The sequence below is a fragment of the Verrucomicrobiota bacterium genome (assembly GCA_038744685.1).
Taxonomy (GTDB): domain Bacteria; phylum Verrucomicrobiota; class Verrucomicrobiia; order Opitutales; family Puniceicoccaceae; genus Puniceicoccus.
Genome location: JBCDMB010000019.1, coordinates 47747 through 62820, shown reverse-complemented (window position 1 = coordinate 62820; position 15074 = coordinate 47747). Strand labels below are relative to the sequence as shown.

Below are 15074 nucleotides of genomic sequence, written 5' to 3'. Positions count from 1 at the left end.
TACGACCCCCACTTGATGCTTCTGACAAATAGGCCGGAACCCTTGTTGATTTACCCGTTCCAGGCGGTGCGGTGAGTATCGTCAAACCGGGGGTCGAGAAGGCTGATTCGATCTTGCCGCGGTATTCGTCAATCGGAAGAGCGGACGGCACCTTAATAGCTTACGGGCCGAGGGAGGCCCCCTCCTTTTTTTTCATTTTTTTCTGCTCGTAAAGTCTTGAGTCGGCCTCGCACAAGGCTTGATCGAGGGTAATTTTTTCTCCGTAAACAACCGTGCGGTATCCGTAGCTGGACTGAATCGCAAAAGAGAATTTTCCCTCCGCATTAAAGCGGGAGAGCGCGGTCTCAAACTCCTTCAGGATTTCTTCGGGGTTTCGACTCGCTGAATCTGCGACGAAAGCTACAAACTCGTCTCCTCCCACACGGGCGACTAAATCGTCACGGTCGAATACTGTCTTTAATAGGTCTGAGAAAGATCGAAGCGCCTCGTCTCCTTGCTCATGACCAAAGGTATCGTTGACCTCTTTAAAACGGTCCAAATCAAAAAAGAAAAGGTGACTCTTCCCATCGTTGGTTGCCAACTGCTCCTTAAACTGCCTTCCTGCAACGGCAAAAAATCCTCTGCGGTTGTAGAGTCCCGAGAGTTCGTCAATTACGGAAAGTCTCCTCAACATAGACCTCATTCGATGTCTTTCCCGGGCATAGCGAAGGGCGCGCAGAAGCATGCGATCATTGTACTCTCCTTTTACGAGATAATCCTGAGCTCCAAGTTGAACCGCTCTTACACCAACTTCTTCACTATCGTTCCCGGTGAGAACGATTACCGGGTGCATTTCCGCAAGAGAAACGCTGTGTTGAAGGGTCTCTTCAGTGTTACTGTCTGGGAGATTTAGATCGAGAAGTATGACGTCAAACCTCCGCCTTGCTAGTTTATCTTTCGCAGACTCAATTGTTGTTACATGGGTCGTTTCTGCAGCGACGCCGCCTTTCCCTAAGATAACACGAACGAGTTTTGCTGCGAGAAGATCGTCTTCTACAAGAAGTACCTGAAGTGAATTCTCCAAGTCGAGGACGGTAGAGTTAGGGAGAAGGAAGGACAACGAGGAAATTTTGAAAATGGTTCTAATCAAGCCACGAAGTCTTATTAGGTGGCCAGTTTGACATTGGGGTTTCGCGGTCTCAGATTACAGCCTTTTAAGCGAACATGTATAACAACGAAACATTCCCCCCATTTTCCCTGCAGCGCCTCATGACGACTTGCTTTGGCGAAGGGCAGGGCGAGAAGCTCTGCATTTTGATCGATTTGCCAGACCCAAAAGACATTGAGGATTTTCGATTTTTGAAGGACGAATCCCTTTCTATTCAAAACTACGGTTACGAGGTGTTTTACAAGGGATTCGCCAGTGGAGACCTCGAAGCACTGAACTACACAGGAGGGGACATTTTTGCCTACAAGGAGTCCGGTGGGAGTAACCTGGATATGGAGGACGACTGCTACGATCCAGACGGCAATCACTTAAGCTTGGAAAAGGATATTTATCCCGAATACGGAATTATTCTCACGGTATCGACTTTTTCAGCGACAGCTCCGCTCACAGCCCAAGCGAAGAAATTTGGCTTCAGGGGTGCGACGTTGCACGGCCTCAACCAAGTCATTGTTGAAACGGGCCTTTCAGTAGACTACGACATCGTGAGTCACGAAGCTGAGCTGTTGCGCCTTGGACTTACTAGGGCGGACCGTTTCGAGTTGGATTTTGAAGTAGAGAACCAAGTGACCACCCTGACCCTCTACACAAACGGGCAAGAGGCGCAAAAAAGCCACGGCCTGTGCCCCCGTGGTAAACCCGACGTGGCAAACCTTCCGGCTGGAGAGGTTTATTTCGTGCCAGAGTCAGGTAGTGGAAAGTTCCCTTTCAAATACGAGGAGGAGACTCTTGGGATGCTTACCGTGGAAGATGGGAAGATTACTAAATCGCGTCTTCTTTATGGCAACTATTCTCTTATAGAGGAGCACAACGCGAAGCTTCTTGACGACCCAATGACGGGTGCACTTGGTGAACTGGGTTTTGGTACCCAACGCCTGCCTTTTTCGGGGCGTGACATCCAAGACGAGAAGATACTCGGAACCTGCCATATCGCTACTGGTCGTGATGATCATCTCGGCGGCCACCTGACACCGGATTTGTTCAAGCATCGCGAAAACGCATCTCACGACGACGTTCTTTACGCCCCCCACAAGACTCCAGAGATCAAGGTGAAACAGGTGAGAATGTACAGGGATGGTGAAGAAACTGTGATTTTGGAGAACTACAGGCCCGCACCTTACCTCTTGGGGCTTCTCGAGGCGCAGGCAGTCACTGCCTAGAAATAGGCGTCTGCGATGGCGTTGAAAGGAGGCGTCGACTATGAGTCGGATCGTCTGACGTCAGAGTACCTGCATTTTCACTACGCGGCTAGGAGCGATTTCTTCCCTTGGGGTGAAGCGGGCGTTCAGTTTCTTTCCTATGCTCAACGGGTAGTTTCGGAACGCTTTCCAAAACTCGCGACAGGGCGCGGTTTGGATGTTGGATGCGCGGTTGGTCGATCCGCTTTCGAGATGGCGAGATCATGCCGGGAGGTTGTGGGGATCGACTATTCGCGCAGATTCATAGAACGTGCAAAGGCACTTCAGAACAGCGGTGCTTGTCGATACCACATGGCCTTTCAAGGGGAAATGGCTCGTGAGTTTGTAGCGGAGGTCCCTGAGGGTATTGATCGTAAAAGGGTTGATTTTCTTGTGGGAGATGCCCACGCCCTCCCAACAGATATCGGGGTATTTGATTGGGTGCTAGGAGCCAATCTAATCTGCCGGCTTCGCAGCCCTAGAGACTTTTTGGCTCAGCTTCCTGACCTTGTAGTGAAAGGAGGGATTCTGGTGCTGAACTCGCCGTTCACTTGGATGGAGGAACATACTCAGTTTGATGAATGGCTGGGAGGCAGATCAACTGGTCCTCGCTCTGAAGAGGTCCTCAAAGAGATTCTCGATCCGAATTTCGAGCTGATAGATGAGACGTCGATGCCGTTCATGATACGAGAGACGGAGCGGAAGTATCAGCTCACTTTCGCTCACTCGGGGAAGTGGCGCAGGAGGTAGATGAAATTGCTCACTTGTGAAAGTGGGCCGCAACTAATTCGTCGAGAATATCCCGATTCTCTTCCTCGATGAAAATTGTCATCGTCGCCTGATCTCCTGCGCTTCCGTAGCGAACGTCAACTGATTCGATTCCATCGTCCAACTCTACTTCAAAGGGGACTTGTAGTGCCTTAAGCTCGGAAGCAAGCGTATGGCCATCACGAATACTAAACGTACTGTAGAATTGAAAGGGGCCTTCATCTTCTTCAATTCCATCGGGCTGGCGAAGGGCGTCCTGAAGACTTTTGCCGGGTGGCTTGCCAAAGAGTGCTGCGATTAGATCGCGAAACATGGATGATCGGGAAAAACGTTTCGGTTATTTTCTTGGACTGACAAACTCAATAAGAGTTCCGTCTCCAGGGTCCATAGAACCTCCGATTCTGATTCTCACTGCGCACGACGTCTTCAACTCACAGGGTTTGCTGCAAAGTTCACTGGCGAGAATACTCAAGCCGGGGTTATGTCCTACAATCGCGACGGATTTTCGGTCCTCAAGCCCGTCCAAAACCGTAAATCGTAGATTTTCGATTGAAGCTTCGTAAAGGGTGGGGCTGAGAGAAAACTCACTCCACGGGAGTCCCCAAGAGCTTCGAAAAAATTGTGCAGTCTGGTAGGCACGAATTGCTGGACTGGAGATGAGTATGCCGGGAGCTCCCCATTTTTTGGCAAGAAAAGAGGCGACTTGAGGACCTTCTCTGGCACCTCGTTCATTCAGCGGTCTATCGTAATCCGTTTCGTAGACGCTGTCCCACGAAGACTTGGCGTGACGAATGAGGTAGATTTCTTTCATTGCCGGGGTGGATCGGTAGCCATTTCTAGGATCGGATGAACTTGCCTCCTTCAACCTTAAAAATCTCCCAGAGCTCAGAATCGGAGGGTGGGATGAACTCCGTTCCGGTTGCAAAAAGCTGGCATTCCGAGGGTATGGCAGACCAAAAAGCCTTTCGTCTTCGGGAGTCGAGCTCGCCCAGAACATCGTCTACCAGGAGGATCGGGAAGTTCCCTTCGACGGACTGTAAATCCTGGAGAAAAGACAGTTTCAATGCTATCGCGAAATTTCTTTGCTGCCCGTCTGACGAAAAATCGCGTGCCACAGCTCCATTACTAAAAAATCCCCAATCATCTCGATGCGGGCCGGTTTGGGTGGCACCCAAGAGGCGATCTCGATGGAGTGACGAGTTCCACTTCTCTTGGAGAATCTCAGGAGAACTGAATGAAAAGGAATGGTTCAAGCGGAGCATAGGATCCTCTTGCATCCCCGAAATCTGGAGAAAGGTGTTTCGGAAGAGAGGAGAGAGCCGCGAGACACCCCGTTTTCGGTGTTGGTGCAGGGAAAAAGCGGCCCGGGCGAGTGGAATATCGAACGCTTTGATTTCGCGGTCATCAGATTTGTTCTTGAGCAAGCGGTTTCGAGCAGCGATTCCACGGGTGTATTCCCTGAGTGATTCGAGGTAGCCTGTTTGCGTGGAAGCAAAATGCAAATCAAGCAACCTTCTTCTTCCCGAGGGACTACCGCGGATGAGTTGAATATCATCGGATCCGAAAACGACGGAGGGAAAGCGAGAAAGAAAATCGGCCAAAGTTGAGCAAGGCTCCCCGTTGATTTGGGCATCCCGACCTCCGGAGCGGTTTATTTGCAGAAGAATCGTTTCCGTCTGGGCCGTCTGGTTCTCTATTTCAAAATACAGACGAGAAGTCACTTCATCGGCTTGAATAAGGTTTCGCAGATCTGATGTGCGGAAAGATCGAAAGGCATGGAGCAATCCCAGGGCTTCCAAAAGGTTTGATTTCCCCTGACCGTTTTCCCCGACGAAGAAGACGCGGCTCCGGCTAAACCGCAATCGGGTGCTTTTGATATTTCGAAAGCGATCCAGATTGCAGGTGGTGATCTTCATTCAGGGGGAATCTGGAGTTCTTGCCCGACGCGCAGATCGTTGGGACTCCGGAGCAAATCGCGGTTTGCTTGAAAAATTTCCTCCCATCGCGCGCTACTCCCGAAAACCGACCGGGCGATTGACGAAAGCGTGTCTCCAGGTTGAACGACATAGACCGCTGGTGAATTACCCTCATTGTTTTCCGCTTCCCGCGAACTATCGGTGGATGGAAAAGCTCCGCGGTTCGTCAACGCATCGATTCGCCGCCTCAGATCCTGATTCTCTCGCTCGAGCCGAATGATTCTAGCCTTGGATCGCTCAGCGTCTTCTCTTTCTCTCTCGAGAACTTCGAGAAGGTCAGTCTGCCCAAGACCTCCTTCGAAGGGTCGTCCCGGGAGAGTGCGGGCAAACTCCTTCTTCGCTGTGTCGATCAGATTCTCCACTTCTGGAGCTTGTCGCGCCTCGGGGCGAAGTTCCAGAAACTTGATAAAGTGATAAATGGAGAGAACTGGCTCGTTCATTTCTTCCAGGTATAGAAGACCTGCTTCGAGATGAGATTCTGGAGAATCCGTGCGGCTATCAATCACCCTCAAAAATGAGAGGAGTGCCTGTTCATCTTCTCCCTGGCGGAGGAGTCTCTTTCCCTTTTGGTAGTCGGGTTCATCCCTCTCTTCGAAAACGGGACGGTTGGACGGAGCACATCCCGTCGAAATGAATCCACAAAGAACAGCTGAGGCCGAGATGAGGAAAATGAACGCCCTAGACGCAAACATTTCCCGAAAACTAGCACCGGACCCGACGAAGGGCGAGGAACTAGCGTTTGGAGAATTGGAATTTTTTCCGGGCTCCCGGTTGTCCGGCTTTCTTACGTTCTTTCTCCCGCGGGTCACGACTTAGGTGACCGTCTTTCTTGAGTGGAGCGCGGAGCTCGCTATCAAATTTCTGAAGTGCTCTGGCAATACCCAGTGAGACCGCACCAGCCTGACCGGTAGTGCCGCCTCCCTGCACGCGGGCAGTAATGTCGAAAGAACTTTCGTTTTCGGTAGCTTTTAGCGGCGCGACTACGGCTCTCTGATCCTGCTCAATGGTAAAATAATCTGCCAAATCCCGGCCGTTGATTTTGAGATTACCACTGCCGGTTGTGATCCGGACCCGAGCTGATGCCCGTTTGCGACGGCCAGTCGCGAGGAATGTGGAAGCGTCACTCATAACTTATCAAATGCTAAAAGGTGAAGGGGGCGGGTTGTTGAGCTTCGTGAGGGTGAGTTTCCCCTGAATAGACTTTCAACTTTTTGATCATTTCGCGGGCTAGTTTATTCTTTGGAAGCATCCCTTTGACCGCATTTTCGACAAGAAATTCGGGTCGTTTTTCCCGGAAATCAGCTACACTGCGGTAGTGTTCATTTCCCATGTAGCCCGTGTAAAACATATATTTCTTCTGCTCCTCTTTCTTTCCGGAAAGCTGAACTTTTTCCGTATTGATCACGACAACGTAGTCGCCCGTATCCACGTGCGGAGTGTAGCTAGGTTTGTGGCGGCCCCGAAGAACGTTTGCAATTCGGACGGCGAGGCGACCGAGAGTTTCGCCAGAGGCATCGACCAGATACCAGCGGCGGTCTATTTCGGCGGTTTTAGCTACAGTGGTTTTCATTGTGGAAAAACGTAGGAGAACAACGGTGGATAGGAGGGTTGTCAATAGATTATGCGGGAAAACCCGAGCGTTTTCGAACGGATGTCTGAGATCGAATCGGAGTACCGAGTAGCTGGAGAGCAAAAAAAGGCCGCGCGAATACCGCGCGGCCTTTTGATAAAAGAATGAGTTCCTAGGCGAGGATCAGAATCCAATGCCCCAGGAGACGAAGAAGAGAGGATCGTCTGCTGCTACGTCGGATTCGTCAGCGAGAGAGACGGAAAAGGTGAAATCACCGAAATCCGTGCTCTTGCCGAGGTCAAGCTGTCCGTAGACGTAGTCTCCGTCGCTCGAGAAGTCGAACAGGTAGTAACCGACGGTGAGGCCTACAGACCAGCTATCGTCGAGATCAAATCCACCTGCAACGTAGAAGAAGGCGTCTCCATCTGTGAAGTAGCCATCGTCGATTTCACTGATGAATGTATAGGCGACACCGGCCGAGAGGAAATCCCACGACAGGCCGAGGTAGACTTCGGCAAAGTTCGCGTCTTCATCTGCTGCAGGGTAGATATACCCAATTACTCCGACGTCATAGCCGATTCCGTCACCGATTTCTCCGGCAAATCCGCCGTAGACGTCGAGTTCTGTTCCACCCGCGAAGTTGATGTTGGACACCCAGGTGCCGATGTAGATGCCGCTTTCATCGGCAAAGTCGAGTCCACCTTGGACAGCCGCATCGTTTCCAGTCTGGGAAACACCGCGGAAGACGTAGTTGCTGGTCACGCCGATATTGCCGTCGATGGGAAGATCCCCATCTTGAGCGGACGCAGTCACGAGGGAAGCGCACGCAAAGACAGCTGCTGCCGGCAGGATTTTGCTGAGTTTGTTCATATCAGTTGGTTTGTGTTTGTTGTTTTGTTTCGAATTCAGGTCTATCGACCCCTGTTCGAAACAACGAGCGTGCACTTTTGATGCCAATTGTCCAGTTGGAATGTCATATTACCGTTTCACCTTAATCGGAGAAACGAGTCGATTCGCCCCAGATCGCTAGGGCACAGTTTGTCCACGATTGGGAGAACGCCATTCGTTTACCGTTTGTCCCCAGTTCCTGACGCAGTGTAGGTGAGTGAATGAGCCTTCGAAACCGCTCGGTGAGTCCCTCTACATCGTTTTCAGCGGCGAGAAGGCCGGTTACCTCGTCCTCTACTGCCTCTGGTATGCCGCCAGACCGAGTCGCAACGATAGGAAGAGAAGACGCAGATGCATCAAGATAGACTAAACCAAAGCCCTCGATACTCTTCCGAGACTGTTTGCTCGTAAGAGCAAAAATGTCTGCCTGTTGATACTCTGCTGCCATCTGCTCTTCGGAGACAGGGCCCGTGAACTCCACCGGGAAGTGACAGCGGGAGGCAACGTCGAGGAGCTTTTCGCGGTATTTGCTGCGGACACTGGGTCCGACGATACGATAATGAATCAGTTTTTGGTCCTCTGTCGGCAGGCGACTGAGAGCAAGGAGGGCCTCAAGCTGACCCTTTCTGGGGTGGATTCTTCCGACAGTGAGGATAATGACTTTATCAGGATGGTCTTTCCCTTTGATGCCGACTGAAAGATCTGGAGGTTGGGCTATACTGGGACCACCTGGGGCGACCACGACGGGAGTGGACAGATTGGGGAAGGTTTCATCCAGAAGTTTGGCGTTGTAAGACGAGAGAACATGGATTTTCTCCGACCGATCGAGAAGACGTCGAAATAGAGCTTTTCGGTAGGGAGGAAAAGAGAATCTTAGGATTTCAGTTCCGTGGAGGATTACGGTGGGTCTTGAGAATCCTGGAATCCGAAAAAGAGGTTCGTAAAGGAGGGCCCTTAGAGCGGCAGGCTCGGCGATCACCAAATGCTCGGAATCCCCAATTCCACGTCTCCGCATAAACCGAAGTAAAGCAAAACGGGCTAGCCAGTCTTGCTTTCCTCGATGGCCCATTCTGACAAGCTTAAATGGGTAGGCACTATCTGCGGCTGAGGTTTCTCCTGGGGCAAGAACCGTCACTTCCCAACCTATTTTGCTGCAAGCTGCGGCCAATTCGGTGACCACCGTCGCTGCTCCGCCTATTCTGGGATGGAACTCGTGTGTAACGAAGGTAAGACGTGGTGAAACTGGAGGACTTTTTGGCAAAGTGTTTTCAGTGAACGAGAAAAGGGATCGACAGGGAGAAGGTCGAAACTTCTTTTGGAGCGAAAGAACCGTTTGCTTGAGCCACCCTTGACCTCCGTCGGATTCACCGACAAACCGAAACGATGGTCGAATCTGGTAAACGGAGTAGGGGATTGTTAGGGCTGACTGTTTTGCTGGGCTTGGGCGGAGTGATTGCCGGAGCAATTGGAGCGCATCCTCCCGAGGGATTTTTGGAGGATGAAGAAATGAGGAATGGATGGAGATCCGCAGTTTATTTTCTTCTTTTCCACGTCTTGGTGGTTCTTGCCTGCGCAGATCTCGCTGCGGCGTCCCTCGGAAGATTCCGTCTCCCGGTTCAACTTTTTATAGCTGGCATTCTTTTGTTTTCCGGTTCGATCTTCCTGCTGGCGTTGGGAGGACCGAGCTGGCTCGGTCCGGTCACTCCCGTTGGTGGACTGATCCTCATGCTTGGTTGGGCCGCACTTTTTTTCCAAGTCGTCAGGGCAGGGTAAAGTGAGCTTCTGCCGCAAGCCAACGTTCCAGTGAGTCGCAGAATCGAGCTACAGCAGAGTTTTCTTCTCCTTGATCAGCCAAGCTGGTTTGCAGAATATCTCGAAGGAGGATTCGCTGTCCCGGGTCCATTTGATCAACCCAGTCCTCCCGAATGGGAAGTCCTTCGGTTTTTGCGAGAAGGTATAGGGTCTTTAGATAGGCAGTTTCTGGCGCAGGAGAATTACTGACTGAGTCGAAAAATTGTTCGGACAGCGAAAAAAGAAAACTAGGATCAGGAAGGAGTTTCGCGTTGCGGCTGATCAGATTGGCAAAACGCGACGCGATCCGGATGCGTTCGTAAGAGAGAGCGAGCCCAGTTCGGTGTCTTGAGGATCGGTATTCAGAACCAAAGTATAGGGATCCGTTTTTCCCTTTGGTTTTGATAATTGTTGCGGTGTCAAAGACATCGGGCCTACCGGAGCGCTTCGACCGACGGAAAAGCAGGTAGTAAAAACCGCTTTTGGGAGAGAGGAACGCTACCCGCCAAAAATTTTCCCCTTGTTCGGTAACCGAAAGGACAAGTCCCTCGTCTTCTTCTGCCGGTGGAGCCATTTGGAAACCTTCCCGGTGTGTTGCTCCTTTTATCTTGAGAGAGGAAGTCCGGCATTCGGACCGATAATCACGATCGAAGGTGGCGAAAGACCCTCCTTCTTTGAATCAAGAGCGAGATTCCGGAGATTCGTGTAGATAATTTTCTCCTCTGGCATAGTCGCCCATTGGATGATCGCACAGGGGGTTTCCGGATCTGCTCCTCCCTCCAGAAGAGCGTCGCGAATGGAGGCCAAGCGACTCATCGCCATATAGAGGCAAAGAGTCGTTTTCAGCCGTGCGTATTGTGCCCAGTCGACTCCTTCTCCTTGTTTGGTGGGATCGTGATGACCGGTAAGAAAGACAACCGAAGAGTTGAAAGCACGGTGGGTGATGGGAATCTCGGCGCGTGCCCCGGCGGCTACCGCTGCCGTGACGGCTGGGATTACTTCGAAGGGAATCCCCTCCGAACGGAGTCGATTTACCTCTTCTCCTCCGCGTCCAAAAACGAAGGGATCTCCACCTTTGAGCCGAACCGTAGTCTTTCCCTGGTTGCTTAGCTCAACAAGAACATCCTGAATCTGTTCCTGAGTGTAAGAGTGGTAGCCGGCCCTTTTCCCCACGCAGATTCTCTCAGCTTCAGGAGGAGCCCAATCAATCACCTCGTCCGACACCAGATAATCAAACACCAGCGCTTCGCAGGAGCGTACAAGTCGTTCACCCTTCCTAGTCATTAGATCAGGATCACCAGGTCCGGCGCCGACAAGAAACACTTTACCTCGTTCTTGGTCGGTTGGACCGTCTTTTCCGTTGTCGTTCATGAGGGCGTTCTGAAGGATCAAGCCGTCAGTCTGAACGCTTACCACGGCATTGGGACGAACTCGCTTGGTGGTGGTGGGGACAGGATTCGAACCTGTGAAGGGATAGACCCGGCTGATTTACAGTCAGCATCCTTTAGCCACTTGGATACCCCACCGAAAAAAAGACGGAGAGTGGACCGCCAAAACGGCCTTGCCAAGTTCTTTTTTTGAGGCCGCCTGAGATCTAGAGAGCTGGGTTCTGCTACCGAAGATAGTAGCTGTTAGGACGTACGTTCAGCTTATCTTCTAGGCCTTCCGAATACACTTGTCCCGCTTTGCAGCGAAGCACGTTATCGAGGTTATCAAGGAACTTGTTCGAGGAAGCCCGGGTATGAGTGATCTCTCCCTCCCTGTTGAAAATTATTACTACGTAATCGTCTTTTTCGTAGCCATACTCGTAGCGATAGTTGCTGGCTGAGCTCAGGTATTCTTCTTCCCGAAGTGCAAAAACATCCCCATTGGCTGAAACACTCTGCTTGGCGGGGAAGTCCATAGGAACATTGGTTGCTGAAGCGACCAAATAGCGAGAGGAGTATCCCTTGTCTCGTGCTATGATGACGATTCGAACGGTGTTCCCTAAGAAGCTTTGAGAAAGCTCTTGATTCGCGATGACTGCCTCTGGTCGGTAAACTCTGGTTTTGTCTGACCAACGGGAGCCGTAATAGGCGGAGAACCGATTGTTATCGGTCGTTCGGTTCAACTTGAGATTGATTTCAATCCTGTCGTCTTCTCCGAGAAGGGTCTGAGCGTCTTTCTGTTGCTCCCATTGGTCTTTTATAAACTGCTGGTCTGGTTGGGAAAAGATACTCACTTGGACGGTGAACTGGCGGCGATCGGAACGCTGGAGATCTACCATCAAAACTCCGTCCCGATCCTCGTAGATTTCGACGATTTCGGCCTCCATTTCACGACCTTGCTTGTCCGTGAAGGTGCGTGCGGAAAGAGGAAAAGTCCAAAACCCGATCAGTAGGCTCACCAACACAGCCTTACGGAAGAAACGCTTGGTCTTGTCGCTTTTCATCTCGTTTCTGGTCGGGAGGGAGAATGAGTGCCAAGACCGACTCGGACAAGTGTATTCGCCCTGAACTTCAGAAATAAGCGCGAAGGACAAACGGTGTAGGCACTCTATCTGGATGGGAAAGATGCCCTCAGGATGCGGGTAGCTGTTTTCTCACGCTCCCCTCCCGAACCAGAAACCAGAGAATAGGGATGGTCCAATGTCCCGAGTAGGTTTTGGTAGAGAAAGAGGAGTTTTGTCCTGTCCTCTTTTTTGGGATTCTCGCGTAGCGGATCCGGGCTCCATGGCAGATCGATATTGAGGAGTAGAGTGTAATCGTAGACGTGGCTGCGGGTAATTTTGTCCACCTCTGGAGCGACTCGGCCGAAGCAGTATCGACTCCAAACCCAAATGACCTCGGGGCCGGTATCGACGAACAAGAAGGGGCGGTTTGGGTCAAGGAGCTTTGCTTCTGATTTGAGCTGTCCTTTAAGGATCAAGAGAAGGTCCTCCTCCTCATACGGTCTACGTAATTCTTGGAGAAACGAGCGTGCGTATTCAGGGACCCATGGACATCCGAACTTTCTCGCTAGTGACTGGGACAGAGTGGTTTTGCCAGTCGACTCCGGACCCGTGATACAAATTCGGCGAGTCATTCCGCGGTATTCGATTGGGCTGGTGATTTGCGATATTCCTTCAGCCAAAGAAAGAAGCCGGCCGTGGCGAGGATCGTGTAGAGGGCCATTAGACCTGCGTAAACAGGCAGGCCGCGTTCGTTGTAGAGCCATACCGAGAAGAGGTCGATCACGATCCAGTAGATCCAGTTCTCAAGGATCCGTTTGGCGACCATCCACGTAGCAAAAAAGCTAAAGACGGTGGTTGCAGCGTCTGCGTAGATGATTGCGCTTCCGAGAAAGTCAAGGATCTGGGCAAGTCCAACGGACAGAGCAGAGCACAAGGCAACTCCGACAATATGGAATGAGGCGGGGCGTGTTGTAATGGTTTTTCTCGCGTCGGCTCCAGCTTCCTTTGTCCAACTGTAGTATCCATAAAACCCCACGACTACATAGTAAAGGTAGAGAAAAGACTCCGCTAAGAGATTGACCCGAATGAACAGCCATATGCTGAGCAGGGAGGAAAAAATGCCGAACCACCATCCAGCTCGTTTTCCGCGTGCGATCAGGATGACATAGGTGATGGCAAGGACGGTCCCAATAATCTCGATCCAGCGATTCGTCGTAATTCCAGAGAAAAATTCCACGAAGAGAAACCTTGCTGTAGTGAGACCGACGATCCAGCAAAGAATTGTAATGAAGAGGCTTTGCTCTAGGAGCCAGTTTCCAGGATCCCTTCGAGTGGTGGCATAGGGGATTCAAGGCTCAGAGAAACAAGCCTCAGGAAGGTCCATTCCCGGTCGGAGACCGAATCGTCAGCGAGTATGATCTGCGCAGCCGCTCCAATGATCGCCTTCCGGATGGCAAACGATGAAGACTCTATTTGATCTAAAATTTCGGTAATCGCCGAAACGGGAACGTCTGAGGGCGGTAGTGAAAGGTGCTGAGCCAGCAGGGGTTGTCCACCGACGGCATCGGTAAACCGCTGGGTCGCGATGGACGGATCCGTTTTGTCTAAGGAGGCGACGAGGAAGAGAAGGCGAGCAATCGGCCCAGCCAGTGGTGCGACTTGGTTGCTTAGCCTCTTTGAAGCCCTTGCGTTTTTAGGCCGTGGATTGAAATTGCGGTGAATAAAGTAAAGGACAAGTGCCTCGCGAAGAGTGATTCTTCCATCCCGATGGGCGATTTTTTCCAAGAGTTCGGTCAACTCCTCTTCATCGCGTTCCGAGAACTTTCTCAGACCTGGAAAGGACAATTCCATCAATCCATACCGTTCTTCAGCAGAGAGGTTCATCATCTTTTGTGCGACCTCGTTCACGCTTTGTGCAAAATCATCCCCTTCCCGGGAAGAAATCTCCGCGAGTTGTTTTTGAGTCTCTGTGGGCGATGGATCAAGGATCAGTGCGACGAAGACCGTTTTCGCTCCGACGACGGTTCCGATGGGTAGGTCGCCAAGGGTGCGGCGAATTCGGATTCGCTGTTCGATGGCTTTCCGAATCCCGTTTTCCGAAAGGGCACCCACGGCGGCCACGGCAGTGGCCGCAGTCACCATTTTTCTTCCCCGTTCCTGGAATTGAGAAAGGCGATCCGACGCGCTGAGCTTTTCCTTTCGCTCTCTTGGTGGACGGGGCGGAAGGTAGGTGCCGTCCCAGCCTGGATCGATCGCACGGATGCGTTTTGGCAATGGAGGGTGTGTGGCAAAGGAGGAGCCTAGCGCCTTTGCGAAAAACATATGGGCAGTGTCCTCTGCGTGAGCGTGGTGCACCCGGGATCCATGGGCACCAAATCCAAGGCGACGGAGCGCACCGGAGATTCCTGCAGGGTTTCGGGTAAATTGGACGGCGGCTGCGTCGGCCAGGTATTCCCGCTGCCGTGAAATGGCCGCTTGAATCAATCGACCAAACAGCATGCCCACGTAGCCGATTACCATGATCGCAAGACCAAAGAACACAATAGCTCCTGCTTCCTTACTCCGGCTCCTCCCGTTACTGGAGTAGAGGAGCATCCGTCCGATAAAAGCGATGACCAGCAGGCCGAACAAAGGACCGATCAGGCGAATATTCAGCCTCATGTCTCCAGAAAGAATGTGACTAAACTCGTGGGCCATGACTCCTTGGAGTTCATCCCGGGATAGCTGCTGGATGGCACCTTTGGTAACAGCCACCGCCGCATCCTCGAACGAATAGCCAGCCGCAAAGGCATTGATACCCGCTTCCTGATCGAGGATGAAGACATCTGGCATGGGAACCCCTGAGGCAATCGACATTTCCTCCACTATGTTGAGGAGTTTACGCTCATCGGGATCCCGAGTGGATAGATCGACCTCTCTGCCACCCACCGAACGGGCGACTTCCGCTCCGCCCGCGCCTAAAGACTTGATTTTATAGAGGGACGCACAGCCGATCACCAGAATGACGGCTCCGGCCACGGTGAGAAAGAGCTTTGGCTGGAGGAGATTGATCTGCCTACTCGCGCCGGTTCCGTAAGAAGAGGTTGAACTTTGAGAGTCGAGGTAAGCCTGGGTGCCAAAACCCGCGAATACGGCCACGACGTAGATGCAGCAAATGATAGCAATGATCGCCACCAGGTAGAGAACGACCAGTTGCTTGGTCTTGCCGCGTGCCTGATCCTGCGAGCCGAAGAAATCCACGGATGCCGGGAGGTTCAGGCTGGTGTGA

18 protein-coding genes and 1 tRNA gene are annotated in these 15074 nt (G+C 51.8%); 3 read left to right on the top strand and 16 right to left on the bottom strand.

Translation table 11 applies throughout. The features are described 5' to 3' along the window. Positions 1-160: 160 nt before the first annotated feature. The gene (locus tag AAGJ81_11345; protein MEM0966733.1) at positions 161-1099 is read right to left on the bottom strand and encodes a diguanylate cyclase; all 939 of its coding nucleotides are present in this window, start codon (positions 1097-1099) and stop codon (positions 161-163) included. 104 nt (positions 1100-1203) lie between these two features. On the opposite strand from AAGJ81_11345, the gene AAGJ81_11340 reads away from it, so the two are divergent. Then, positions 1204-2364 (top strand): hypothetical protein, encoded by a 1161-nt coding sequence (locus tag AAGJ81_11340; GenBank protein MEM0966732.1) that lies wholly within the window; start codon positions 1204-1206, stop codon positions 2362-2364. Between the two features lie 15 nt (positions 2365-2379). Next, positions 2380-3132, top strand: coding sequence for a putative 4-mercaptohistidine N1-methyltransferase (locus tag AAGJ81_11335; protein ID MEM0966731.1), 753 nt, complete (start codon positions 2380-2382; stop codon positions 3130-3132). A gap of 10 nt (positions 3133-3142) precedes the next feature. Here AAGJ81_11335 and AAGJ81_11330 read toward each other — a convergent pair whose 3' ends face one another. From AAGJ81_11330 to AAGJ81_11295, 8 genes are all read right to left on the bottom strand, one after another. Beyond that, complete coding sequence (locus AAGJ81_11330) at positions 3143-3463, bottom strand: hypothetical protein (protein MEM0966730.1); 321 nt, start codon at positions 3461-3463, stop codon at positions 3143-3145. Between the two features lie 24 nt (positions 3464-3487). Then, positions 3488-3961, bottom strand: coding sequence for a histidine phosphatase family protein (locus tag AAGJ81_11325; GenBank protein ID MEM0966729.1), 474 nt, complete (start codon positions 3959-3961; stop codon positions 3488-3490). Positions 3962-3986: 25 nt separating this feature from the next. After that, a complete protein-coding gene (recF, locus tag AAGJ81_11320; protein ID MEM0966728.1) occupies positions 3987-5066 on the bottom strand; it encodes a DNA replication and repair protein RecF in 1080 nt (359 codons plus the stop codon). Continuing rightward, entirely contained in the window at positions 5063-5818 is a 756-nt protein-coding gene (locus tag AAGJ81_11315; GenBank protein ID MEM0966727.1) for a LysM peptidoglycan-binding domain-containing protein, read from the bottom strand. Before AAGJ81_11315 ends, recF begins: the two co-directional genes overlap by 4 nt. A gap of 40 nt (positions 5819-5858) precedes the next feature. After that, positions 5859-6254: a 30S ribosomal protein S9 gene (gene rpsI, locus AAGJ81_11310; GenBank protein MEM0966726.1), complete on the bottom strand. Its 396-nt coding sequence runs from the start codon at positions 6252-6254 to the stop codon at positions 5859-5861. A 13-nt stretch (positions 6255-6267) separates the two neighbouring features. Continuing rightward, positions 6268-6696 (bottom strand): 50S ribosomal protein L13, encoded by a 429-nt coding sequence (gene rplM / locus AAGJ81_11305; GenBank protein ID MEM0966725.1) that lies wholly within the window; start codon positions 6694-6696, stop codon positions 6268-6270. 183 nt (positions 6697-6879) lie between these two features. Then, positions 6880-7566 (bottom strand): TorF family putative porin, encoded by a 687-nt coding sequence (locus AAGJ81_11300; GenBank protein MEM0966724.1) that lies wholly within the window; start codon positions 7564-7566, stop codon positions 6880-6882. Positions 7567-7687: 121 nt separating this feature from the next. Next, positions 7688-8845 carry a glycosyltransferase family 4 protein gene (locus tag AAGJ81_11295; GenBank protein MEM0966723.1) on the bottom strand — a complete coding sequence of 386 codons (1158 nt, stop codon included), beginning with the start codon at positions 8843-8845 and terminating at the stop codon, positions 7688-7690. Between the two features lie 122 nt (positions 8846-8967). Between AAGJ81_11295 and AAGJ81_11290 the strand changes: the two genes are divergently transcribed. After that, a complete protein-coding gene (locus AAGJ81_11290; protein ID MEM0966722.1) occupies positions 8968-9357 on the top strand; it encodes a DUF423 domain-containing protein in 390 nt (129 codons plus the stop codon). Here the strand turns inward: AAGJ81_11290 and AAGJ81_11285 are convergent. The 7 genes from AAGJ81_11285 to AAGJ81_11255 form a co-directional block, all read right to left on the bottom strand. Continuing rightward, positions 9344-9949, bottom strand: coding sequence for a hypothetical protein (locus AAGJ81_11285; GenBank protein MEM0966721.1), 606 nt, complete (start codon positions 9947-9949; stop codon positions 9344-9346). The two genes, AAGJ81_11290 and AAGJ81_11285, sit on opposite strands and share 14 nt — an antisense overlap. 29 nt (positions 9950-9978) lie before the next feature. After that, positions 9979-10746 carry a uroporphyrinogen-III C-methyltransferase gene (gene cobA / locus AAGJ81_11280; GenBank protein ID MEM0966720.1) on the bottom strand — a complete coding sequence of 256 codons (768 nt, stop codon included), beginning with the start codon at positions 10744-10746 and terminating at the stop codon, positions 9979-9981. A gap of 68 nt (positions 10747-10814) precedes the next feature. Next, positions 10815-10901: transfer RNA gene (locus tag AAGJ81_11275), tRNA-Tyr, on the bottom strand. 86 nt (positions 10902-10987) lie between these two features. After that, positions 10988-11806: a hypothetical protein gene (locus tag AAGJ81_11270; GenBank protein MEM0966719.1), complete on the bottom strand. Its 819-nt coding sequence runs from the start codon at positions 11804-11806 to the stop codon at positions 10988-10990. Between the two features lie 104 nt (positions 11807-11910). Further along, positions 11911-12438: an ATP-binding protein gene (locus AAGJ81_11265; protein MEM0966718.1), complete on the bottom strand. Its 528-nt coding sequence runs from the start codon at positions 12436-12438 to the stop codon at positions 11911-11913. Beyond that, positions 12435-13043: a nicotinamide riboside transporter PnuC gene (gene pnuC, locus AAGJ81_11260; protein MEM0966717.1), complete on the bottom strand. Its 609-nt coding sequence runs from the start codon at positions 13041-13043 to the stop codon at positions 12435-12437. Before pnuC ends, AAGJ81_11265 begins: the two co-directional genes overlap by 4 nt. A 65-nt stretch (positions 13044-13108) precedes the next feature. Next, complete coding sequence (locus AAGJ81_11255) at positions 13109-15046, bottom strand: M48 family metallopeptidase (GenBank protein MEM0966716.1); 1938 nt, start codon at positions 15044-15046, stop codon at positions 13109-13111. Positions 15047-15074: the final 28 nt, after the last annotated feature.